Raw genomic sequence first — 19,806 nt, forward strand, 5'->3', positions numbered from 1 at the left:
TGGAACAACTCCCACAACTCGTCCGGCACCAGCCGCTCAACGATCCCCACCACGCCCCACAGCCTACCGAGGTAGCCAAATGAGATGACCTCTAAACCAGGGCCGGATCGACGTCGCCCGGCTGCGCCGGGCCCTGGCCCGGGTGCCGTTGCCGAGGGCGGCGGACGGTCGGCTGGTGCTGGCGGTGGATGTTTCGCCGTGGCTGCGGCCGGACGCCAACACGTGTGCTGACCGGGCCTTTTGCCACACATTCGGCCGGGGCGAGGGCAAGCATCAGATGGTGCCCGGCTGGCCGTACTCGGTGGTGGCCGCGCTGGAGACCGGCCGTACGTCCTGGACGGCGGTGCTGGACGCGGTCCGCCTGGAGCCCGGCGCCGACGTCGCCGCTGTGACCACCGTGCAGATCCGCGAGGTTGTCGAGCGGCTGGTGGCTGCCGGTCAGTGGCGGCAGGGTGACCCGGCGGTCCTGGTCGTGCTGGACGCCGGATACGACGCTCCACGCATCGCCCACCTGCTGGCCGGGTTGCCCGTCGAGATCCTCGGCCGGCTCCGTTCAGACCGGGTGATGCGAAGGCCAGCACCCTCCCGCGAAGAGTTCTTCCTGGCCAACCCCAAGGGTGGCCGGCCACCCAAGCACGGCAGCGAGTTCGTCTTCGGTGACAGCGCAACCTGGGGCGCCGAGCAGGCCGTGACGGTCACGGACACCCGGCTCTACGGGAAGGCGACCGCGCAGGCGTGGGACCGGCTGCACCCGAGACTGACCCAACGGGCTGCATGGCTCGACCATGACGGACCGCTGCCCGTCATCGAAGGCACCGTCATCCGCCTGGTCGTGGAGAAGCTCCCCAGCCGCGGGGTCAACAAGCCGGTGTGGCTGTGGTGGTCGGGCACCGGCCCCGCTGAGGCAGACGTCGACCGCTGCTGGCAGTCCTTCCTCCGTCGCTTCGACATCGAGCACACGTTTCGCCTGTTCAAGCAGACCCTCGGCTGGACCAGGCCCCGGCTTCGCAGCTCGGAGGCGGCCGACCGGTGGACCTGGCTGGTGATCGCCGCCTATGCCCAGCTCCGGCTCGCCCGTCCGCTGGCTATCGACCTCCGACGTCCCTGGGAGAGACCGGCTCCGCCGAACAGGCTCACGCCCGCCCGCGTCCGCAGAGGGTTCAGAAACCTCTACACAAAGACCGGCTCGCCGACCGGTGCACCGAAACCCTCTCGTCCCGGCCCCGGCCGACCGCTCGGCTCGAAGAACCGCTATCCGGCTATCCGTCATGACGTGGGACGCGTCCTCGCCACCGGCGAGGCATACAGCCGTCCCACCCACCACAAGGCCGGCACCAAACCCCGCAGAACAGGCTGACGAGCGACACAGAGGACCAGCACACTGAGCGCATGCGCTATAAGGAGAGAGCCAAGATCACGGCCGTGAAAACCCTGATCCCGCTGGCTATCCTTGTCGCCTCGCCAGTACTGCTGATAGCAGGAGCACCGATCCGCCGTCGCTATCTCCGCTACATCTACCGCGATGAGGCCCCGCAGATCCTGGACAAGAAGCGAGGTTGGGTCAGCACCCACTACTTCGTGGTCACCGACCCACTCCTGCAGTGGCTCTGCTGGCCCACAGAATCACTCGCCCGTCTCATCGAGCGCCGAGGTTAAACGCCAAGCTCAGAGCCTGTTTCTGAACCTCACCCGGGCCGCAATCGATACATTAGTACCGGTGTGAGCAGACTTCAGTGGGCGCGCATCGTGGAACGCGCCGCCGACATCGTCACCAGCTACGACGAGGTCGGCGGCTGCACCCTACGAGGTGTACTACCGGCTCGTCGCCGAGGGTCTGATCCCGCACACACCGCCGTCCTACCGCCGCCTGTCCTCCCAGCTCGCCCAGGCGCGCCGGGAGGAACGGTTCCCGGACCTGATCGACCCTCTGAGGGAGGTCTGCGTCCCGTTGGCCTGGCCCGACGCCGCCGCGTTCCTCCAGGCCGTGCCCGACTGGTTCGCTCTGAACCGGACGGCCGGCCAGACGACCGCCCTGTACGTGGCCTGTGAGAAGGACTCTTGACGAAAGCGGCCATCAGTTCGCGTGCACTGCGCCGGTTCCACGGCTAACTGCTGGCTGCATACCACCCCCGAGGAGGGAGCCGACGACGGGGAGGTTGCCGGCGAGGGCGCTAATGGGGTCGCCCTGGGCGGAGGCGCTGCCCGCGCCCATCATCAGGGCCACACCCGTCAAAATTGCGGCGGCCATTACTCGAATCTTCATGGAAAGCTCCTGCCGATCGGAGAAACACACGCTCCCAACATGAGGGCGTCCCGCGAACTGCGCCATCCCATGCGGCCGGATAGAGCAACGCCCGTCCTAGTACTCCAGCCGTAGATCGTGATCTTGCGGTCTGTTGCAAGGGCGTTTTTAGGGTGCTGCGGGTTCGGTAGTGCTGCACACTTCGTTGTTGTGGAGATCGTGGAGGGTGAGCTACGGCGCCTTCGGGCCGGGCTGGGAGTTGGCGATCGTCGGGAGCGGGCATTTCTCGTGCGGGTCCGGTTCACCGCCGATGACGCGGCACGAGTCATCGGCGGTGCGCGTGATGTTCTGGCGCCCGTGATCGAACCGGTAGGCACGTGGCCTGCGTTCGAGCGTTGGCCCGAGTTGTTGCCGACGTGGTTCGTGCAGCGCTGCGAGCCGGAAAGTGTTCCCGACCCGTCCTTCGATGTCGAGTCATGGGAGCGGCGGTGGCGCGCGCTGACTTCCGAGCAGAAGGCGGCGGAGTGTCAGGGGCCATGGATGCTCTCGGACTGGCTTTACTACTTCGATCCGACCGAGAAGGGACGGGGCGACGACCGCAGTTGGTGGTGGTGGGATGCGGGAGTGAGCGAACCGGGCAGTGGATGAGTCGAGGCCAGCTGACCGAGGGCAGGCCGTAGGCAGCGGTGCGGCAGACCGGTGGTCAGGGTGTGTCGCCGGAGTAGTAGAAGCGGCAGCTGACGCCGGGGCCGGGTGTGCGGGGTTCGCCGGGGCGCGGGTCGTACAGGGCGCGGCCGCCGGGCCACCGCGACAGCTCGGTGGACAGGGCGACGCCGTCGTCGACTTCCTCGGTCCGCCACCCGTGGATGTCCAGCAGCAGGCCGGCCAGCGGCCCGCCGACCAGTTCGGCGTAGGTCCGGTGCAGGAGCGGGCCGGGGCTGGGGTCGTTGTGGTCGTGGCCGTACACCCGGCCGCGCAGCAGCTGCTCGTCACCGTCGTTCATCCGACCAGCCTCCCAGCCACCGCCGACAGCGGAAGGCCGGCGGCGACCGATAGTCCGGCCTCTCCCGCCTCGCGGGAGAGGCCGGAGGTGCCCTCCCGCGAGGCGGGCCAGTCGATGCGCACTCCGCGGCGGATCAGCGCGGTGATGCTGTCGACCTGCCGTGTGGGCGGCTGCGACTGGGTGAAGCGGCGCAGTGCCCGGTACACGCCGTCGCGCAGTTGGCCGTCGGTCATCGCGGGTGCATGCTCCTGCAGTTCGTCGAGGAGCTGCCGGCGCGGGCCGCGCGGAACAGCGTGGCGTCGGCGAGCGGCCCTTCGGCGAAGCCGTTGCGGACGTGCAGGCCGGGCTCCATGAAGGTCATGGTGACGGATCCTTTCCGCCCGGCCGCGCTGGTCTCCCGGGTGGAGACGCGATCGCGGGACCGAGCGGGCGGGAACGTAGAGCACCGACCTCGTTAGCGTCGCGTCGCGGCAACTGTCCGGCTGGAGGAGACAGCCTCTGTTCACAGCCAGCGGGTCAGGTCATAGACGGCTTCGCAGTGCGGGTCGTGGGCGCCACGCACGCGGTGGGCGGCGAGGGTGGCGTGATCGCCGGGGTTGAGGACGGCGATGAGTTTGGCGGCGGGCCACCACAGCCCCGTGCCGCGGGGCACGTCGGTGCGGCGGGAGCGAGTGGAGACATCAACGCCGATGACGCGGCCGTCATGGTGGCGCAGGTACAGACGCACGACGCCGCCTGCTCGCGTGTCGAAGCCCAGCAGGGTGTACAGCTGCGGTTCGGTGCTGGCGGTCCGCGCGTGCCACAGCGGGTCGCCGATCAGGTCGCCGATCAAATAGTCGAGGGTGTCTTCGGTGGTGTCCTCGGGCTCGTGGGGCAGGACATCCTGCTCGTCCAGGAGCGCGGTGCCGTCGATTCTTTCCTCGGGTCCGCTCCCGGCGCGGGGCATGCCCTGTTCGGTCATCCAGCCGGCCGCGTGGCGCAGCGCGGTGGCGTACCAGCGAACTCCGTGCTCCTCGGCGAGGGCGGTGGGCAGGTCGAGAGCGACGGTGCCGGCGCTGTCGTCGGTCAGGCGCAGACGGAGGCGATGTTCGTCCATGGCAAACAGTCCACACAGCCGTAACGCCGTGCCCGGCACCGGGGCGGCGATGTATCGGCGCAGCACCAGCAGGGCACCGGAGAGATGGTCGTCCATGAGGGTCAGGTTCTCACTCCCGGGGCTCTGCCGATGTGCCGACGGCTGTCAGATGTCGTTGATCCAGTCAGGGCAGTACGTCTGGCCCCGGCAGAAGGAGGTGATCGTGCCGACCGGCCGCCCGTCGGGGGTACGGCCCCAGTACACCGTTCCTTCGGTCCACTCGGCGACCGAGGTGATCGTCAGACGGACCTGGCCGCTGTTCGTGGTGACGACGCCGTCGTACTCCCCGCGATTGCCGGAGGAGTTCTGCCGGTCGGGCAGGCCGTTGTACGGGGCGGTGATCGCCTTCTTGCTGCACATGTTGTGGTCTTCGCAAGCGTGCGACTGCCCGAATGAGCCGTTACCCCTGCGGGTGGGGATGTCCTGCCCCTCCCAGTCAATGGAGGTGTACAGGATGTCCCACTGGCCCGCCAGCGCCGGGGCCGGCCGCTCTGCTGTGCCCTGGGCTTGCTGGTCCTGAGAGGGCAGCGGAACGCCTTGTGTGAGGGCCATCTGGGCGCCGAACTTCTCGACGTAGGCCTCATTGGACAGGACACCCAGCTCCTGCGCCGCAGAACCGGAGGAAGCCGGGTTCTCCGCGCTCTGCGCGGCCGGCACCAGGCTTCCGACCAGGACCGCGGCAGCAGCCGCTGTGAATGACCCCTTACCGAGTTTCAGCCGTAACAAACTGTTCGCTCCTCTGTGTGTGGGCGCCAGAAGACCGGGCGTATCACCAAAGCGCGGGCATCAATGAATGAACCACACTTCGACGAAAATCCACTGCCGCGAGATTAGTCTCGGCATGGAGACTCCGCCATGGTGCCCGTTGTTCATATATCTACGCTCAACCTTCAATTACTTTTCCCGACACAGAGAGACTAGGCTGGAAATCACGGAGACCGCAACGAAAAATCCCTGCCACGAGCCTATTTTTCGATTCATCTGGTAACGCTTCGCGATCACCCCGCCGGGGGCGGAAGTGCGTCACCGTGCAGAAATCACTGGCAGGAGCCACCACTGGCATGAAAAACTTAAAAGATGACGAATGTCGCGTTTGTCGCTAATTGATACTTCAGTGCGCTTTTGCCGACACGGTCAGTTACGACCCATTCGACTGAAAGCATCCGGTTCCATGACTTTTTTCGACGTCGTCAGGGCGACGCCCTCGTCGACTGCCTCGGTCCGCCACCCGTGAATGCCCAGCAGCAGGCCGTCCAGCGGTCCGCCGACCAGTTCGGCGTAGGTCCGGTGCGGGAGCGGGCCGGGGTGGGGGTCGTGGTGGTCGGCGCCGTAGACCCGGCCGTTCAGCAGCTGCTCATCTCCGTTCATCTGATCAGCGTTGCAGCCGCCACCGACAACGAGGGCTTGCGCAGGACTCCTTGGGTTGGCCCGCGTGGTCGGTGGCCGCGGCTTGCCCGGGCCAGGTGCGGAAGCGCGAGAGCCAGCCGCCGGCCTTCTGGGCGGCGGCCTGTTCTTCCGCCTCCTGGCGCAGCCGCTCCTGCTCCTGGCGCTCGCGTTCGTCGGCTTCGGCCTGCGCCTGTACTGCGACGGCCCGGTCCTGGCAGTCCTCGCACAAGTGCACGCGCGGGTGCGACTGGCGCTTGCTCCAGTCCTGGGTGTAGTCGACCGTCTCCCACCGGTCGTCGGTGAACTTCTGCCCGCAGTCCGCGCAGACCGGCCGTCGCGCCTCCCGCTGAGCGGCTTCCCGCTCTGCACGGCGCCGCTGTTCTTCCCGGGCGGCCTGGCGGCGGCGGGCGAGGTAGGCGTCCCGGCGGGCGTTGCCGATCGCGTCCAGCAGCGGCTGGCGGTGGTCGCGGCCGAAGCGCCAGAAAGCGGGCCCGGCCGGGCCGTGCTCGCGCAGCTCCTGAAGCGTGGTCGCCACGATCGGGATGCAGCGGTCGTAGGAGTGGTAACCGCCCCCGGGATGCCACCGGCCCTGCCAGTGGTGGCGGGTGAGGTCGGCGACCCTGGCCATCCGGTTCTTGGCGGAGCGTTGGCCGGCCCGGTGGAAGACGAGCAGGACCGGCGGGTGCACCCGCTCGTACTCCTCGGCGGCGGGTGCCCACCAGCAGGTGCGCCACATCGGCTTCTCGATGCCGTCGGTGTCCCTCTCCTGCCGTTGGAAAAACCGGGCGTACTTGCCGAACTTCTGCGCGATGAGGACGGCTTCCTCGGTGCAGTTGTCAACCTCGATGAACAGCAGCGGCACCCCGGCCAGGGCGGTCAGGACGACGTCGGCGCGGGCGCTGCCGATCGCGGGGTTCCTCCAGATGCCCTTCACCGGGAGCACGACCTCGGTGGCGTAGGAGGCGAGGGTGCCGATCCCGTCCGGGGCGTCGACTGTTCGGTCCGCAGGGAAACCGTCGCGGGCGGTGGCGCACACAAAATCCTGGAGAGGTCGTGCGCCACCGTCCTCAACACGTCACCCGCCCCGAACCCCGACCACAGTCGTAAGCAGCCCTGACCATGCAGGTCAGCGCACTGCGCACACACCAGCCCAGTGCGCACCCGCGACAGCCGCCTGCGCACCGCACAGCCCGGCCGCGCAGCCGAGTACGCAGCCACCCCGACCACGACCCTGCCCGACCCCAACCACTACCCCGTCGAGCGCCCCGAAAGCGCCCCGCGCTACCCAACACCACCAACACGACCGCCGGGTGATCGGCTATACCACGAGCAGGGACACGACCGGGACGTTCGCTGCGTTACTCGACAGCTCGACCGCGGCATGGGTACCGACCTCGACCGCGCCGGTGTCCTTCTCGCCACTGCGCCGACGCCATGGGCCTCGGCTTCGCCACCGTCGTCCCTTCCGACAGAGAGACCGAAGCCGCAGCCGACTCCGCCGCGGCGACCCTCCGCGTGACCTGCTGTGTCATGATCACCCGCGTCCGCGGGCGGGCTGGTCCCGGGTCTGCAGGGCAGCCGATTGCCGCGCCACCTGGGGGCCTGCGCGGTAGGCGATGATGCGCTGAGCGCGCCCTGGCTGAGATGGCCGAGGGAAGAGCGGGCGCCCGACCCGTACATAGACAGGGGACCCCCGCATCCGCCATGCCGCCGCCTCCCAGCAGCGATACTGGATGCATGGACACGACGACCACCGCCCCCCGCGCCGAGGTGCTGCGGGATCGCTACCGCAGCCGACTGCCCGAGCGCTTGCAGGAGCTGGCCGGCCCCGTCGAGGGCAACGTGGACCTGCCGCTCCGGATCGTCTGGTCCGGGCGGACGAGCTACAGCCTGGACCGTCCGAAGTCGCGCATGACGCTCTACCGGAGCGTCCTCGCCGAAGGACTTCGTGAGGACCTGGTGGTCCTCCTGCACCACCGGCTGCTCACCGAGCAGTGGCCCGTGCTGCGGCGCTTGATCAGTCCCTACATCCGCGAGGTCTGGGAGGACGCCTTCCCCGAGCTGCTCCGCACCGCTCCGGCGGATACGACCGCCGGGTGAAGCTCACTCCGCTTCACGAGCGTCTCCTCGCCGACATCCTCGACCTCGGCTCCCCCTACCCTCTGGTCCTCACCGGCGGATACGCCGTGCAGGCCCACGGCCTGGTCGAACGCTTCAGCCGTGACCTCGACGTCGCCACCGAGAACCCCGCTCCGATGCAGGAGATCGTCGCCTCACTCACGGCAGGCCTCAGCGCGCGCGGATGGCGGACCACGCACGTCCAGACCGATCGCTCAGCGGCCGGTTCCTCGTCACCGATCCGGACACCGGCGAGGAGTGCGAGGTCGACGTCCTCAAGGAGGCGTTCTGGGCCCCGCCCGCCCAGACCCCCTACGGCCCCGTCCTTTCCCTCGACGACGTGATCGGCACCAAGGTCAGAGCCCTCGCCGACCGCGGCACCGTCCGCGACCTCATCGACGTCCAGGCCGCATCCCGCCACCGCTCCACCGCAGACCTCGAATCCCTGGGCCGCCGTCGCGCCCACGACGAGTTCAGCCTCCAAGACCTCCGGGACCGGCTGATCGGCGCGGACTGGTACGAGGATGAGGACTACACCGCGTACGGGCTCACCTCCCGGCAGATCGAAGAACTCAAGGCGTGGGCGCTGGAGTGGGCAGAGGACCTGGGTGCGCGGATCCATGACGAGAACGCCTGAGAGGTGGTCATCGCGTCCATCCCCTCTACCTCCGTTGCGACGAGAGGATGCGGTTCAGCCAGCAGGTTCCAACCCGGAACCGTCCACGGCGGTGGCTGCCCTGCACGGCGGAAGTGCAGGGCAGCCGAGGGAGGGTCTGTCAAACGAACGGGTCTGTTCCGTAGTCGGTGGTGACGGTTAGTCCCGGTCTGTGATCATCGAGCGTGCTTGATACGAACGGGCTTGGGCAACGGTGTTTTCGGGGTTATCGGCGTTGGTCATCGAGGATGTGGCGGACAGTGGCGAGGTAGTGGGGGTTACGGCTCGGACCCGGGATGTTCCCGTGCCCTGTCCGCTGTGCGGGGTGGCGACGGAACGAGTCCACGCGTATCACGGCCGGACGGTGCGGGACGTACCGATCGACGGCAGGCAAGTCGTGGTCCGGGTGAGGATACGTCGGCTGGTCTGGGCGGTCCTCGGCTGCAGGCGGCAGACCTTCCGAGAGCAGGTCCCCGGGCTCCTGGAACGCCATCAGCGCCGCACCACACGTCTGACCGGTCAGCTCTCCGCGCTGGTCAAGGAGTTGTGTGGCCGGGCCTCCGCCCGACTCGCCAGGTCGCTGGCGATGCCTCACTCGTACGCCTCCGCCCTGCGGCTGCTGCAGCGTGTGCCCGTGCCCGTGGTGCACATTCCGCGGGTGATCGGGGTCGACGACTTCGCCCTACGGCGCCGGCACAGCTATGCCACGATCATCATCGATGCCGAGACCGGTCAGAGGATCGAGGTACTGCCCGGCCGTGAGGCCGCCGCCCTGGAGACATGGCTGCGCACACGTCCGGGCGTCGAGGCCGTGTGCCGGGACGGATCGGCCACCTACGCCGAGGCGGTCCGCAGAGCCCTGCCTGGCGCGGTCCAGATCAGCGACCGCTGGCACCTGTGGCACAACCTTGCCGAGGCCGTCCGCAAAGAAGTCGCCGCGCACAGCGCCTGCTGGGCGAAGGCGGCCCCGCCCCCTGCCGAGGGGAGACAGGCAGTCACCACCCGTGCGCGCCGGCAGCAGGTTCATGCTCTGCGCGAGCGCGGAGTCGGCCTGCTGGAGTGCGTACGGCACCTGGACCTCGCCTTGAACACCGTCAAGCGCTATGACCGTGTCGCCGAGCCCGAGCGCCTCATCCGCGCCCCCGGGTACCGGCCCACCCTGGTGGATCCTACCGAGATCACCTGCGCCGGCGCCGGCTGGAGAATCCGGCCGTGCTCGTCCCCCATCTCCTCCGGGAGATCAGGGAACTGGGTTACACCGGCGGCTCGAACCTGCTGGTCCGCTACATCAACCAGGGCCGTGTCGAGGCCGACCGGCCCGCACTGTCGTCCCGGCGCCTGGCCCGCTACCTGCTCACCCGCCCCGACCGCCTCAAGGACCACCAGCGGGAACGTACCGAGGCCGCCCGAGCCGCCTGCCACGAAATGACCGCTCTGGCCGACCTCATCCACCACTTCGCCGTGCTGCTGAATCCAGCCGACGGCAATGCCACCCTGCTGAGCACCTGGATCACCTCGGCCCAGGCCGAGGACCTGCCCCACCTGCATGCTTTCACCCGGGGCCTCGAGAAGGACCGCGCCGCAGTCGATGCCGCCCTCACCCTGCCGCACCACAACGGCGGCACCGAAGGCGTGAACAACAAAACCAAGCTGATCAAGCGCCACATGTACGGCCGTGCGAGCTTCCCCCTCCTCCGCCACCGCATCCTCCTGAGCTGAACACACCCTCCGTCACCACCGACTACGAAGACCCGAACGATTTACAGTCCCCGGGCGGCCAAGGCGGTGCCTTCGACGCGTGCGCTGATCTTGGCGAAGGCGGTGTCGCGGGAGGTGGAGGTGTCGTCGGCGAAGGGGGAGAAGCCGCAGTCGTCGCAGGTGCCCAGGCGGTCTGGGGGCAGGTGACGGGCGGCAGCCAGGACGCGGTCGCGTACCTCCTCGGGTGTTTCGACGCGTGGGTCGATCGGGTCGGTGACGCCGATGAAGACCTGGGCCTGGTCGGGGAGATGTTCGGCGAGGACGGCGAGCACTTTGTCCGGATCGGGCTCGCTGGCCAGCTGGATGTAGAAGGCGCCGGCCTTGAGGTGAAGGAGTGCTGGCAGCAGAGCTGTGTAGTCGACGTCCAGGCTGTGGGTGGAGTCCTGATCGCCGCCGGGGCAGGTGTGGATTCCGATCCTGGCCTGTTCGGTGGTGGAGAAGCGTTCCAGGACGCGGTTGTTGAGGGCGATGAACTGGTCCAGCAGGTTGCCGCTCGGGTCGAGTTTCAGCGCGAGACGGGCTTCGGTGAAGTCGAGCTGGACGCGGTGGGCGCCTGCGTCCAGACATCGGCGGATGTCCGCTTCGGCCTCGGTGGTGAGGTCGTCGAGGAAGGCTTCGCGGGGGTATCCGTCGATGCCGTCGGGTGGATAGAGGAGGCTGAGCGCCGACGGCGCGATGACGGCCTGCTTCACCGGTGAGTTTGCGTGCCGGAGGGCGGCGTGCAGGTAGCGGTCGGCGTACACGCCGTAGCGCAGTGGTCCGCCCGTGAGGCGGGGCAGCTGCCGGTGGTGCCCGTCGGCGAACGGGATGACGACGCCGTCGGGTGCCAGTCGGTCCAGGCCGGTCAGCGGGTAGGTGGCGAAGCTGGGTTTGGCCTGTTCGCCGTCGGTGACGACCGGGGAGCCGATCTCCTCCAGGCGGTGGACAGTGTCGCGGACCGCGCGGTCCTGGGCGGCGGCGAGTTCGGCGTCGCCGATCCGGCCCTCGGCATGGTCCGCCATGGCGGCGAGCAGCTCGGCGGGCCGCGGGATGCTGCCGATCGGTTCGGTGGGAATGCCCACCGGAGTCCGGTTCACGGCCCGATCTCCAGCTTTGCCTCGCCGCTGCTGCTCCGCAGCCCGGACGACAGGCATGAGGTGGGCAGCTCACTGGGGAGCGCGGCGACGGTTCGATGCGCCGCCAGCCCTTCGCCGCGGCCCTCGACCACCCGGCCCGACAGCCTGACCACGAGGACGCCTGCGACACGAACGGTGGTGCTGCTGTCGTAGGCGATCGACGATCGCTTCCCGTCACCGTAGTGGACGACTTCCCCGAAGCGCGAGCTGCCCAGCGTGGCGCAGGACGCTGACGGCGACGTCCCTTCCAGGCGGCCGGTGGCCGGCACGGTGCGGCCGGGAGTGACCGCGCACCTGTAACTGGCATCTGTCTTGACGCGGGTCGAGCGCGGCAGCAAGGTCAAGGGCGGATCGTATGTGCTGGTGCTGGAGCCTGTGCACGAAACTCTCTCGGGCACAGGCTCATGGGCCTGACCAGTTGGAGCCCAGACCACCGACGAGGCCACCAGGGCCAGGGAACCCGTCACCACTGCTGCGCTGTGCCTGCCGAGCATCCACCCTCCACGGAATATGACCTTCCATATGGCTGTAACTACCCCGAGGCCGCTTCTGCCGGCTCCGGCGCGTTGAGTCACACCACCGGCTCACTACGCGCGGTACGAGCGGTGAAGCACCCCCGCGCCCCCCGAATGGGCGCCTTGATCATCACAGTCGAGGGGTAGGACAGCCCACTCGGATCGAAGCGCTCACACCCGAGCACCGTGGGGAAGGACCCTCGATGGACCAGACAGTCGCGCAAAAGCTCGTCTTCACCATGCTGGACGCGGACGGAGACGGAATCGTCTCCAGGGAGGAGTACCTGGCGCGCACCAGGAACGTGGCACTGGCTACGGGACTCAAGGACGACGACCCGCTTGTCGTCACCGCACGCACCCTCGGCGAGCGCGCCTGGGCATCGATGGACGCCGACGGCGACGGAAAGCTGACCTTCGACCAGTACGCGGCATGGGCCGGAGCCGAGGCGTTCGACACCGTCTGCGCACCCGTCCTCGGCGCACTCTTCGACCTCGCCGACACCGACCACGACGGCGCCCTCGACCTCCGCGAATTCACAGCCCTGCGCACAGCACTGAACAACCCGGCCAGCAACGCCGAAGCAGCGTTCACCGCCCTGGACACCGACGGCGATGGCCGCATCAGCCGCGACGACTACATTGCATCCATCCGCGCTCACGTCACGGGTGAAGGCTCTCCCATGGGCACGGCGCTGTACAGCAGGCCACTTTCCGACATCCCAGCGTGATGATCAACGCGCGCGGGCGCCGGTGCGCGAGGTCGAGGGTCGGCGACCCCAGAACCTGGGGCACCGAGCAGGCCGTACACACACCGGGTCCCGGCCGCCCAGTCCCTATCGAGCAGCAGTCCGATTCCGGCGTGCGGGTCTGCCGACCGCGTTCCCGCCCGGGCCGGGAATGTGTCCGGCGCGGGGCGGAGATTGCCGCGCGGGGGCGTGCAGGGCTGTTAGAGGGCGTGCAGGGTCTCGCCGCCCGCGGCCAACGGCGATGCTGTCACCTGGTGGTTGTCGCGCTGTCTCACGGCTTGGCCGGCCGTCCAGTCTCACGGTCGTGTCCAATTCCTCGGAGCGGCTACCGATGGGCAAGGCTCTGACCTGCGGGGACTCCCGAGTGGCCGTCGCTTGGCCATCGTTCGTGAGATTTGGCCACGGAATCCACAGTCGGCGCACACCGGACGGCGGGCCTCCCGCTCGGCCCTGTGCTGTGCGGCGATGCGGCGCAGTTCATCCTGGCGCTCGCGCTGGCGGGCGTCGACCGCTTCACTGCGCGGGTCGCCGATCGCCTCAAGGAGCGTCTGGTTGTGCGGCCGGCCGCAGCGCCGGAGACCGCTCCGGCCTGCGAGCGGCTCGACGTCCGTGAGGCGCGAACTCCCCGCCTCGCGGGTGCGCGGCCACGGACCCGGCCGAGCAACCCGGATCTCGGTGCTTGTATGCCGATTCATTCGTGCGCGCGAACCGTCCCCGAGCGGCGCATGAGGCGGCCGGGCGCATGGGCAGCCCTCACGCGTGAAGACTTCATTGCGCCTGCGCGCAGCGGGACTTGTCACCGCTGCCGCCGCTCCCCCGGCCCACGCCGCCGACACCCTGCCCCTGCACGACGCCGTCGCCGCCCTCAATGTCGCCGACGAGAACCGCACCGGCTACGACCGCAACCTGTTCCGCCACTGAACCGACGCCGACCGGGACGGCTGCTCCACCCGCAACGAAGTCCTCCTCGAAGAAGCCCTCCTCGCACCCCAAATCACCGTCCGCTGCACCCTGAACGGCGGACGCTGGCACTCCTGGTACGACAAACGAGGACGTCGACGCCGCCCGCGCCCTGGACATCGACCACCTCGTCCCCCTCGCCGAAGCCTGGGACTCCGGCGCCTCCCAGTGGACCGACCAGCGACGCGAGGACTACGCCAACGACCTCGGCGACGGCAGGTCAAGGGCTGCATGCGAGCCAGGCCCAGCTCCTCGGGTGACCGCCTGGCGGACCGTCACGACGTCCCGGGCCGCACCCGCTGAGGGGTACCGACGCGCTGCGGAAACTGCGTCCGGTCCGCGAGCGGGGACAGGAACGCGTACCGCTGGGCGCCGCATTCGTCCACCGCGTCCCCGGCCAGGCGCCTCACGGCCGTCCCGTCGCCCACCCGCAAGGCGGGCTGCGCTGCGTCCGGCGGCGGGACGGCGCGGTGCCGCGCGGTGCTTCCCCGGCGCTGGATGATCGGCGGCGCGCAGAGCCCGCGGAGGCTTCGACGGCGGGCAGGGCCACGGCGCCTGCGGCACTTCCGTACGGGTGAACCCGCCCGCACACCCCCCGGCCGGCCTCCGGCAACCGCTATCTGCCGAACGACGCGGCCCACCGGTTGCGCACTACGCGCGCACCCGCTGCGCAGCGCGCGGCCGGGTCGGTGCGCAGACACGGCGGGCGGGCCTTCGGTGCGCAGCCGACCGTTGCGCAGAACCAGGCCGCACGGCTGCGCAGTCTGGCGCGGGCGCGGGATCGGGGTTCAGGCGGGGTTGAGGCCAGTGATGTCGCCGCCGGGATCGTCCAGGAGGACCAGGCGTGCGGTGATGCGTTTGCCGACGGGCTCACGCTGCACTTCGAAGCCCTGGCAGACGGCCATCACGATCTCCAGCCCGTGCTGCCCCACCCGGCCGGCGTCCGCGGCCCTCGCCACCGGCAGCACCGGATCCGAGTCCCACACCACGATCTCGACCGCGTCGCCGTCGATGCGCACATCCAGCAGCACCGGGCCCGGCGCGTACTTGAGGGCATTGGTGACCAGCTCGCTCACCACCAACTGGGTCAGATCCATTGCACGCTGCGAGACGGGCAGCCCGTGCTCGGCCTGCACCCGGGCAAGGAACTCCGCAGCCTGGTGACGGGCCCGGGCGATGCACCCGCCCTCCCCGTCCAGGGCCACCGTGGCCTGCAGGGCCCGCTCGCCCCGCGCGGTGCCGTCCCCGTCCACAGGCATCGATTCCATGACGGCCGCTTTCACTACCCCGTTCACACCCCCGCGCCTGCCCGCAACCACGCAGGTTGACGCCCCATGCCCCCGCAGGCCGACACCCCCGCCAGCCCGCGACAGCATCACCCAAGGCCGTGCGGGGCCGCACTCCTGGGCGAGAGTCTTGCTGTGCCAGTATCACCCGCATGGCCGAGAAACCCACGACGAACAACGCAACAACCGGACAGCCCGGCAGCTTGACGGTCGCGGCCGCCACGATCGACAACATCCGCGTGCTCACCCTGGCCGGGGAGATCGACCACCACACCGGCAGCCGGCTCGAAGCAGCCCTCGACATCACCGGCACCGGCCGCCCCCGGATCGTCATCGACCTGGCGCAGGTCACCTTTCTCGACTCCAGCGGCATCAACATCCTCATCCACGCCCACCAGACGGCCACCGCCGCCGGCGGCTGGCTCCGCCTGGCCGCACCCGCCGGACCCGTCCAGCGCGTGCTGGAACTCGTCGGCATCGACCAAGTCATCGACTGCCACCCCGCCCTCCACCACGCCCTGCATCCCTGACCAGCCATCCTGGCCGCCGGCACGGATGATGCGGACTCGGTGCCGAGAGTCCTGCGATCGGAGGGGCCCCGGGCCTCTTGACGGCCCAAGGGCCGGTCACCGCCGTGATTCGCAGGCCAGAACTGCAACGCGGACTCTGCTGCACCCCCGGCGCTGCGCGCTGTACGGCCCTCCGCGTCTGCGGGAACAGGCTTCACTGCGAGGCAAAGGGCGCTGGACCAAGCCCAGCAATGCCGAGTCCAGTATCACCGCTCGTCGCCATGAACTCGCTCTCACGCCCATCGGGCAGGCGGAGCACTCCCGGGTCCGTGTCGAAGAGGTCAACGCGGCTTCCCGGATCTGCCAGTGTGATGCTGCCGGACCAGGTGCTGTCCCGATCCGACTCCCGGTTGGCGCTCCGGCGCGGGTCGTAGCGCAGAACGAGGGACGCGGTGACCGTGACTTCGCGGCCGTCAGGCATGACAACGACGGCAGGGCCCACATAGCCGCTGGCGGCCATCGTCCGGGTGGAAGGGCCCTCGATGATCCAACATGCCGGGAGGCTAACGCGCAGCACGTAGACCTCCTAGCCCTCGGGCTACAGAGATCGGGCAGCTGGTTCGGCGTCAGCTCTTCCCTCCGTCGACGACGGCGGGGCGGTGGCGTAACCGTGCACCGCCCGGGATACGCGGCCGGCGCCCACGCCGCTGGGGGCCCGAGCCCGGCCGGGCCCGCGGCCTGCACGCGGCGACTCCACGACGGGCGGCGGGGCGGCGAAGCGGCCCCGGCACGGAGCGGCAGCCTACGAAGGCGCCGGACGACGGCGCGGAGGAGCGGCGGAGCGGCGCGGCCGGGCGGCGGCGAGCGGACCTCGGCCTCGCAGCCGGGCGGCGGAAGCGGCCTGGCCGCGGAGCGCCCGGCGAGGGCGGCCAACAGCCGCACCGTGGGCAGCGGGGCGTCGTGGAGACACCGGGAGCGGCCGGCTCGACCTGGGCAGGCGCAGGAACGGGCGCGACCCCGGCGCGGCGTGCACCAGCGCGCGCCGGTACGGCTGGTGCGGGAGCTGCGCAGTCTGCTCGCCCTGTTGGTGCGCGCGTCGCGCCGCCCGGTCCTGGTGCGCAGGTTTCGGGTTCGGGTGACAGGAGATCGCCACCGTCTGCGCGCTTCGTCTCCGACGGCGGCAAACGTCGTGCCGATCCGGCGGCCCTGGTCGGCGGTCAGCTCCAGTGCTTCCAGGCCGGCGCGCAGGGCCACAGGGTCGACCGCCGGGTTGGCCATCGTGGGCGGCTGCTCCTGGACGAAGCGGAGCAGCCGCTCCGTTGGCGTGGTCGGTGTGCGCGCGGATGTGCCGTACAAGGGTCGGCCGGTGCGGCGTGCGGTGCGCAGCCGGGCGGTGAGGACGCGGGTGGCGATGACGGCGCGGTCGTGGCGCAGCGGCACACGCGGGATCGCCCCCCAGTTCCAGAATCAACGGCAAGCAGACCTTCCGCGTCCTGGCCCGCCTGGACCGACTGGTGCCGACCAACGTGGGTCTGAAAGACGCCCGAGACTACTTCACGCGCTTTTCTCTGCACGTCGGCAGCGACGTCTCGCAGGGCTTCACCAGCGCCCAGGAACACAAAAGCCAGACACACATCGCCGCGTCCGGGTTCGACGACGGCGACAGCGTCTCGATCAGTGCAGCCCACTCGGGCCGCTTCTGGTCCCCCACCACAGCACCAAGCTTGAAGGCATGGACCGACTGGTGTGACCAGCAGGGCACCAAGCTGCTGGATGGCACCATCAATCTGGAACAGGTCTTCGACGGGTTCATCATCCCCGAGGACATCACCACACGGCCGCCGTACGCGCTGCTGGGCGTGCAATGGCCCTGGCAGGTCTACCTGGGCTCCCGGAACCGGTACACCCTCACCTACGACAATGTCCGTTACCCCCTCACCGACGTCGACTTCGAGGTCGACGACTACTCCCCCACCGGCCCGTTCCTGTTCTCCCTGACGACGCCCGCCTGGCGCATCGCCTACCAGGCCGACTACGACACTAAAGGCTTGGTCTACCGTCCCCGCGACCGGGACGCCGTCGTGACCGGCAGCGGCCCAACCGCTCAGCCGCAGCCGCTCGAGGAATGGCTCAACGCGCACAAGCCCGACCTGTTCCTGGAAGGCGACCGCCTCATCGACGAAGAGGGGAAGCTGATCGCCCCGCGCTACACCCGCCGCCCCTACGACCCCTCCCTGCTCATCCCGCTGGACTGGCAGGGCGTGGACTTCCGCAAGGAGTTCCAGAAGGCAGAGCGCCTTACCGACTCCATCCAGTACTACATGTCCGCCTACCTGCAGGCCGGTCGCTCCTTCGACGTCCTCATCGACGACGACGGAAAGGGCGAAGCAGCCGACCTCGTGGGCCTGAAGGTCAGCGGCAGCTACCTGGACGTGACGCTCGTGCACTGCAAGTACTCCAAAGCCGCCCCCGGCAAACGCCTGAAGGACCTGTACGAGGTATGCGGACAGGCCATGCGCGGCGCCAAGTGGCGGCGCGGGAACGCAGTACCGCTGCTGGATCACCTGCACCACCGGGCGATGCTCTACACCCGGCGCAACGGCGGCATCTCCCCGTACGACATCGGCGGCACCAGAGACCTCTTCACCTTGCGTGAGCAGGCCCGCCTGCTACGACCGCGTTTCCACACGATCATCGCCCAACCCGGGCTGCAAGCCGGCAAAGCGACCGATGAACAGCTCCTCCTTCTCGCCGGCGCGGACAAGTTTGTCCGCGATGTCAGCGCAGGCGACTTCACCGTCTACTGCAGCCGGTAGGCCCAGGCGCCGTACCCAAGGCGGTCCTTGTGCGTGGCGCATGCCCCTCACCATCAGCTCCGTGATGGGGATGCGCCGTCTTGTCATCTGCCCTGACGGATCGGGACCGACCGCGGGTCACCGGACCGCTCTCCTCCTCCCACTCCCCCGGGACCGCAACGAGAGGGCGGCATGACGATCGAGGGCTTCCACGTCCGTGCGGAATTCCCGCAGGGCCCACAGCGCCGTCATGTCGATCGCCTCGCGCCGACCGGGCGCCTGCTCCTGATAGCCGATCACGGGGTCGGCCAGCTCGGGCGCGAGCAGCTGCTCGCGCACCACCAGCGCCGGCGAGGACGGCGCGTTCGTACTGGAGCGGGATGCGGGGGATCTCCCACTCCCCCGCATCCTGGCCCGGGTGCCGCACTTCGGCCGGGTCGCCGGGATCGGACCGGGGTTGACGGTCGGCGCCGGGCGCGGGGATCGGAGGTTGGCGGCGGGCGGGGGTGTTCCGCCGCAGAGGTCCTGGCCCTCATCGACATCTCCGTGCTCCCCGCCGACGCGGAGGTGTTCCGTCCCCCAGGGGCGTACGTCTGGGTCTCGCGGGGCTCGGCCAGGGTGGCGCGTCCGCATCTTTGCTTTCCGGCCTTCATTTCGGGCGCCGAATGTTTCAGCGTCTCGCTGATGCGGTCGAGCACGCCACATATCACCCTATTCGTCCTTCTTCGCCCGCCTGAAGGGGAAGGGCGGATTCCTGCCCGAATGCCGGTTCGGATGAGGGGCACGGCGCGGAGACGTGTGCGATTCCTGTGACAGGTTGTCGGCGCCTGGTGACCACTGGGGTTGCCGGGATTTGTCTTCCTGTGGGGGGAAGCCATGCACACGCGTGCCTTCGGCATGCCGTTTCGGCGTGCCCGGAAAACACCGGCCGCAAGCGCCGCCATAGCGGTCCTGACGGCGGCAGCCTTAGCCGCGGCAGTTCTGCCGGCGGCGAGCGCGACCGCCGCGGACGGCAAACCGGCATCGGCATGGGGCAAGGACAGTCCCGACTTCGAGATGCCGGCCGTGAAGGTCGGAGCGAACCGGCCGGTCAAGTCACAGCCCTCGAAGAACCCGGCCGACCCAGGCCATGCGTCGTGGCTGCGCGAGCAGCGCGAGCGCGCCGGCCGCGCCGCGGACAAGACGGCAGGCGGCGAGCCGGCGCCGTCCGGGGCCGCCACTGCGCAGCCCTCGGCGCTGAGCATCGTCCCCGAGGGGCAGGGCGACGTGCCCTGGCACCGTTACACGAACTTCGCGATCACGGACGCGCTGAAGGCGAAGATCGACTTCTCCACCGGCAACCTGATGCTGACGGCGACGGATTTCGACATCGCCGGCGTAGGCCAACGCCTGCAGCTGGCGCGGACCTACAACTCGCTGGACGCCCCGTGGGGCAGGGTCTCGCAGCGCTGGTGGCAGCAGTACGAGCGCTACCTGTCCGTCGGCTCTTCGGAAGTGATCTTCTACGACGCTTCCGGTGCCACGGTCCGCTTCGCCAGGAACAGCGACGGCTCCTTCACCACGCCGAAGGGTTACTCGCAGGA

At 69.3% G+C, this 19,806-nt stretch carries 21 protein-coding genes and 3 pseudogenes; 13 read left to right on the forward strand and 11 right to left on the reverse strand.

Translation table 11 applies throughout. From position 1 onward, the window contains the following. Window positions 1-91: 91 nt before the first annotated feature. The 4 genes and pseudogenes from ACZ6KF_RS32795 to ACZ6KF_RS32810 form a co-directional block, all read left to right on the forward strand. Window positions 92-1,357, forward strand: a pseudogene (locus tag ACZ6KF_RS32795) (NF041680 family putative transposase); the annotation flags it as partial. Window positions 1,358-1,389: 32 nt separating this feature from the next. Beyond that, window positions 1,390-1,656, forward strand: a complete 267-nt coding sequence (locus ACZ6KF_RS32800; protein ID WP_469161015.1) for a hypothetical protein — start codon at window positions 1,390-1,392, stop codon at window positions 1,654-1,656. Window positions 1,657-1,807: 151 nt separating this feature from the next. Continuing rightward, window positions 1,808-2,062, forward strand: a complete 255-nt coding sequence (locus tag ACZ6KF_RS32805) for a hypothetical protein (RefSeq protein ID WP_469161017.1) — start codon at window positions 1,808-1,810, stop codon at window positions 2,060-2,062. A 390-nt stretch (window positions 2,063-2,452) separates the two neighbouring features. Beyond that, the gene (locus ACZ6KF_RS32810; protein ID WP_469160926.1) at window positions 2,453-2,890 is read left to right on the forward strand and encodes a hypothetical protein; all 438 of its coding nucleotides are present in this window, start codon (window positions 2,453-2,455) and stop codon (window positions 2,888-2,890) included. Between the two features lie 55 nt (window positions 2,891-2,945). On the opposite strand, the gene ACZ6KF_RS32815 is transcribed toward ACZ6KF_RS32810, so the two are convergent. The 7 genes from ACZ6KF_RS32815 to ACZ6KF_RS32845 all read right to left on the reverse strand — a co-directional run bounded on the left by ACZ6KF_RS32815 (window position 2,946) and on the right by ACZ6KF_RS32845 (window position 6,802). Further along, a complete protein-coding gene (locus ACZ6KF_RS32815) occupies window positions 2,946-3,245 on the reverse strand; it encodes a hypothetical protein (RefSeq protein ID WP_469160927.1) in 300 nt (99 codons plus the stop codon). After that, window positions 3,242-3,478 carry a hypothetical protein gene (locus ACZ6KF_RS32820; RefSeq protein ID WP_469160928.1) on the reverse strand — a complete coding sequence of 79 codons (237 nt, stop codon included), beginning with the start codon at window positions 3,476-3,478 and terminating at the stop codon, window positions 3,242-3,244. The genes ACZ6KF_RS32815 and ACZ6KF_RS32820 overlap by 4 nt, the downstream gene beginning before the upstream one ends. Beyond that, a complete protein-coding gene (locus ACZ6KF_RS32825; protein WP_469241827.1) occupies window positions 3,475-3,606 on the reverse strand; it encodes a hypothetical protein in 132 nt (43 codons plus the stop codon). The genes ACZ6KF_RS32820 and ACZ6KF_RS32825 overlap by 4 nt, the downstream gene beginning before the upstream one ends. A 141-nt stretch (window positions 3,607-3,747) precedes the next feature. Then, window positions 3,748-4,437: a hypothetical protein gene (locus ACZ6KF_RS32830; RefSeq protein ID WP_469241829.1), complete on the reverse strand. Its 690-nt coding sequence runs from the start codon at window positions 4,435-4,437 to the stop codon at window positions 3,748-3,750. A 48-nt stretch (window positions 4,438-4,485) separates the two neighbouring features. Next, entirely contained in the window at window positions 4,486-5,037 is a 552-nt protein-coding gene (locus tag ACZ6KF_RS32835; RefSeq protein ID WP_469241831.1) for a hypothetical protein, read from the reverse strand. A 477-nt stretch (window positions 5,038-5,514) separates the two neighbouring features. Further along, a complete protein-coding gene (locus ACZ6KF_RS32840; protein WP_469160932.1) occupies window positions 5,515-5,748 on the reverse strand; it encodes a hypothetical protein in 234 nt (77 codons plus the stop codon). A 4-nt stretch (window positions 5,749-5,752) separates the two neighbouring features. Continuing rightward, window positions 5,753-6,802 carry a hypothetical protein gene (locus ACZ6KF_RS32845; RefSeq protein WP_469241833.1) on the reverse strand — a complete coding sequence of 350 codons (1,050 nt, stop codon included), beginning with the start codon at window positions 6,800-6,802 and terminating at the stop codon, window positions 5,753-5,755. A gap of 701 nt (window positions 6,803-7,503) precedes the next feature. Between ACZ6KF_RS32845 and ACZ6KF_RS32850 the strand changes: the two genes are divergently transcribed. From ACZ6KF_RS32850 to ACZ6KF_RS32860, 3 genes and pseudogenes are all read left to right on the forward strand, one after another. Continuing rightward, window positions 7,504-7,866, forward strand: coding sequence for a hypothetical protein (locus ACZ6KF_RS32850; protein WP_469241835.1), 363 nt, complete (start codon window positions 7,504-7,506; stop codon window positions 7,864-7,866). Then, window positions 7,863-8,521, forward strand: a pseudogene (locus ACZ6KF_RS32855) (nucleotidyl transferase AbiEii/AbiGii toxin family protein). The gene ACZ6KF_RS32850 and the pseudogene ACZ6KF_RS32855 overlap by 4 nt, the downstream one beginning before the upstream one ends. Before the next feature lie 232 nt (window positions 8,522-8,753). Further along, a pseudogene (locus ACZ6KF_RS32860) lies at window positions 8,754-10,258 on the forward strand (ISL3 family transposase). Window positions 10,259-10,299: 41 nt separating this feature from the next. On the opposite strand, the gene ACZ6KF_RS32865 reads toward ACZ6KF_RS32860, so the two are convergent. Together ACZ6KF_RS32865 and ACZ6KF_RS32870 are read right to left on the reverse strand one after the other, a co-directional pair. After that, a complete protein-coding gene (locus tag ACZ6KF_RS32865) occupies window positions 10,300-11,358 on the reverse strand; it encodes a cobalamin-independent methionine synthase II family protein (RefSeq protein ID WP_469241847.1) in 1,059 nt (352 codons plus the stop codon). Between the two features lie 11 nt (window positions 11,359-11,369). Next, window positions 11,370-11,756, reverse strand: coding sequence for a hypothetical protein (locus ACZ6KF_RS32870; protein ID WP_356635302.1), 387 nt, complete (start codon window positions 11,754-11,756; stop codon window positions 11,370-11,372). Window positions 11,757-12,130: 374 nt separating this feature from the next. Here ACZ6KF_RS32870 and ACZ6KF_RS32875 point away from each other — a divergent pair, with 374 nt between their 5' ends. The 3 genes from ACZ6KF_RS32875 to ACZ6KF_RS32885 all read left to right on the forward strand — a co-directional run bounded on the left by ACZ6KF_RS32875 (window position 12,131) and on the right by ACZ6KF_RS32885 (window position 14,135). Continuing rightward, window positions 12,131-12,655: an EF-hand domain-containing protein gene (locus ACZ6KF_RS32875; protein ID WP_469241837.1), complete on the forward strand. Its 525-nt coding sequence runs from the start codon at window positions 12,131-12,133 to the stop codon at window positions 12,653-12,655. 777 nt (window positions 12,656-13,432) lie between these two features. Then, window positions 13,433-13,594, forward strand: coding sequence for a hypothetical protein (locus ACZ6KF_RS32880; protein WP_469241839.1), 162 nt, complete (start codon window positions 13,433-13,435; stop codon window positions 13,592-13,594). 157 nt (window positions 13,595-13,751) lie between these two features. After that, window positions 13,752-14,135: a hypothetical protein gene (locus ACZ6KF_RS32885; RefSeq protein ID WP_469160942.1), complete on the forward strand. Its 384-nt coding sequence runs from the start codon at window positions 13,752-13,754 to the stop codon at window positions 14,133-14,135. A gap of 286 nt (window positions 14,136-14,421) precedes the next feature. Here the strand turns inward: ACZ6KF_RS32885 and ACZ6KF_RS32890 are convergent, their stop codons facing one another. Beyond that, window positions 14,422-14,901: an ATP-binding protein gene (locus ACZ6KF_RS32890; RefSeq protein ID WP_469160937.1), complete on the reverse strand. Its 480-nt coding sequence runs from the start codon at window positions 14,899-14,901 to the stop codon at window positions 14,422-14,424. Between the two features lie 170 nt (window positions 14,902-15,071). On the opposite strand from ACZ6KF_RS32890, the gene ACZ6KF_RS32895 reads away from it, so the two are divergent. After that, on the forward strand, window positions 15,072-15,449 hold the full coding sequence (locus ACZ6KF_RS32895; RefSeq protein ID WP_356635308.1) for an STAS domain-containing protein: 378 nt from the start codon (window positions 15,072-15,074) through the stop codon (window positions 15,447-15,449). A 1,493-nt stretch (window positions 15,450-16,942) separates the two neighbouring features. Beyond that, entirely contained in the window at window positions 16,943-18,244 is a 1,302-nt protein-coding gene (locus ACZ6KF_RS32900; protein WP_469241841.1) for a hypothetical protein, read from the forward strand. Between the two features lie 117 nt (window positions 18,245-18,361). Here ACZ6KF_RS32900 and ACZ6KF_RS32905 read toward each other — a convergent pair whose 3' ends face one another. Then, on the reverse strand, window positions 18,362-18,562 hold the full coding sequence (locus ACZ6KF_RS32905) for a hypothetical protein (RefSeq protein ID WP_469241843.1): 201 nt from the start codon (window positions 18,560-18,562) through the stop codon (window positions 18,362-18,364). 537 nt (window positions 18,563-19,099) lie between these two features. On the opposite strand from ACZ6KF_RS32905, the gene ACZ6KF_RS32910 reads away from it, so the two are divergent. Next, window positions 19,100-19,806 (forward strand): DUF6531 domain-containing protein (locus ACZ6KF_RS32910; protein WP_469241845.1); only part of this gene is annotated, 707 nt, incomplete at its 3' end.

It is taken from the genome of Streptomyces sp. NPDC046379 (genome assembly GCF_055587785.1).

Coding starts and splice junctions, on each gene's coding strand:
- ACZ6KF_RS32815 (WP_469160927.1), bottom strand. CDS start 3,245: ATGAACGACGGTGACGAGCAGCTGCTGCGCGGCCGGGTGTACGGCCAC.
- ACZ6KF_RS32800 (WP_469161015.1), top strand. CDS start 1,390: ATGCGCTATAAGGAGAGAGCCAAGATCACGGCCGTGAAAACCCTGATC.
- ACZ6KF_RS32850 (WP_469241835.1), top strand. CDS start 7,504: ATGGACACGACGACCACCGCCCCCCGCGCCGAGGTGCTGCGGGATCGC.
- ACZ6KF_RS32830 (WP_469241829.1), bottom strand. CDS start 4,437: ATGGACGACCATCTCTCCGGTGCCCTGCTGGTGCTGCGCCGATACATC.
- ACZ6KF_RS32875 (WP_469241837.1), top strand. CDS start 12,131: ATGGACCAGACAGTCGCGCAAAAGCTCGTCTTCACCATGCTGGACGCG.
- ACZ6KF_RS32820 (WP_469160928.1), bottom strand. CDS start 3,478: ATGACCGACGGCCAACTGCGCGACGGCGTGTACCGGGCACTGCGCCGC.
- ACZ6KF_RS32840 (WP_469160932.1), bottom strand. CDS start 5,748: ATGAACGGAGATGAGCAGCTGCTGAACGGCCGGGTCTACGGCGCCGAC.
- ACZ6KF_RS32825 (WP_469241827.1), bottom strand. CDS start 3,606: ATGACCTTCATGGAGCCCGGCCTGCACGTCCGCAACGGCTTCGCCGAA.
- ACZ6KF_RS32890 (WP_469160937.1), bottom strand. CDS start 14,901: ATGGAATCGATGCCTGTGGACGGGGACGGCACCGCGCGGGGCGAGCGG.
- ACZ6KF_RS32895 (WP_356635308.1), top strand. CDS start 15,072: ATGGCCGAGAAACCCACGACGAACAACGCAACAACCGGACAGCCCGGC.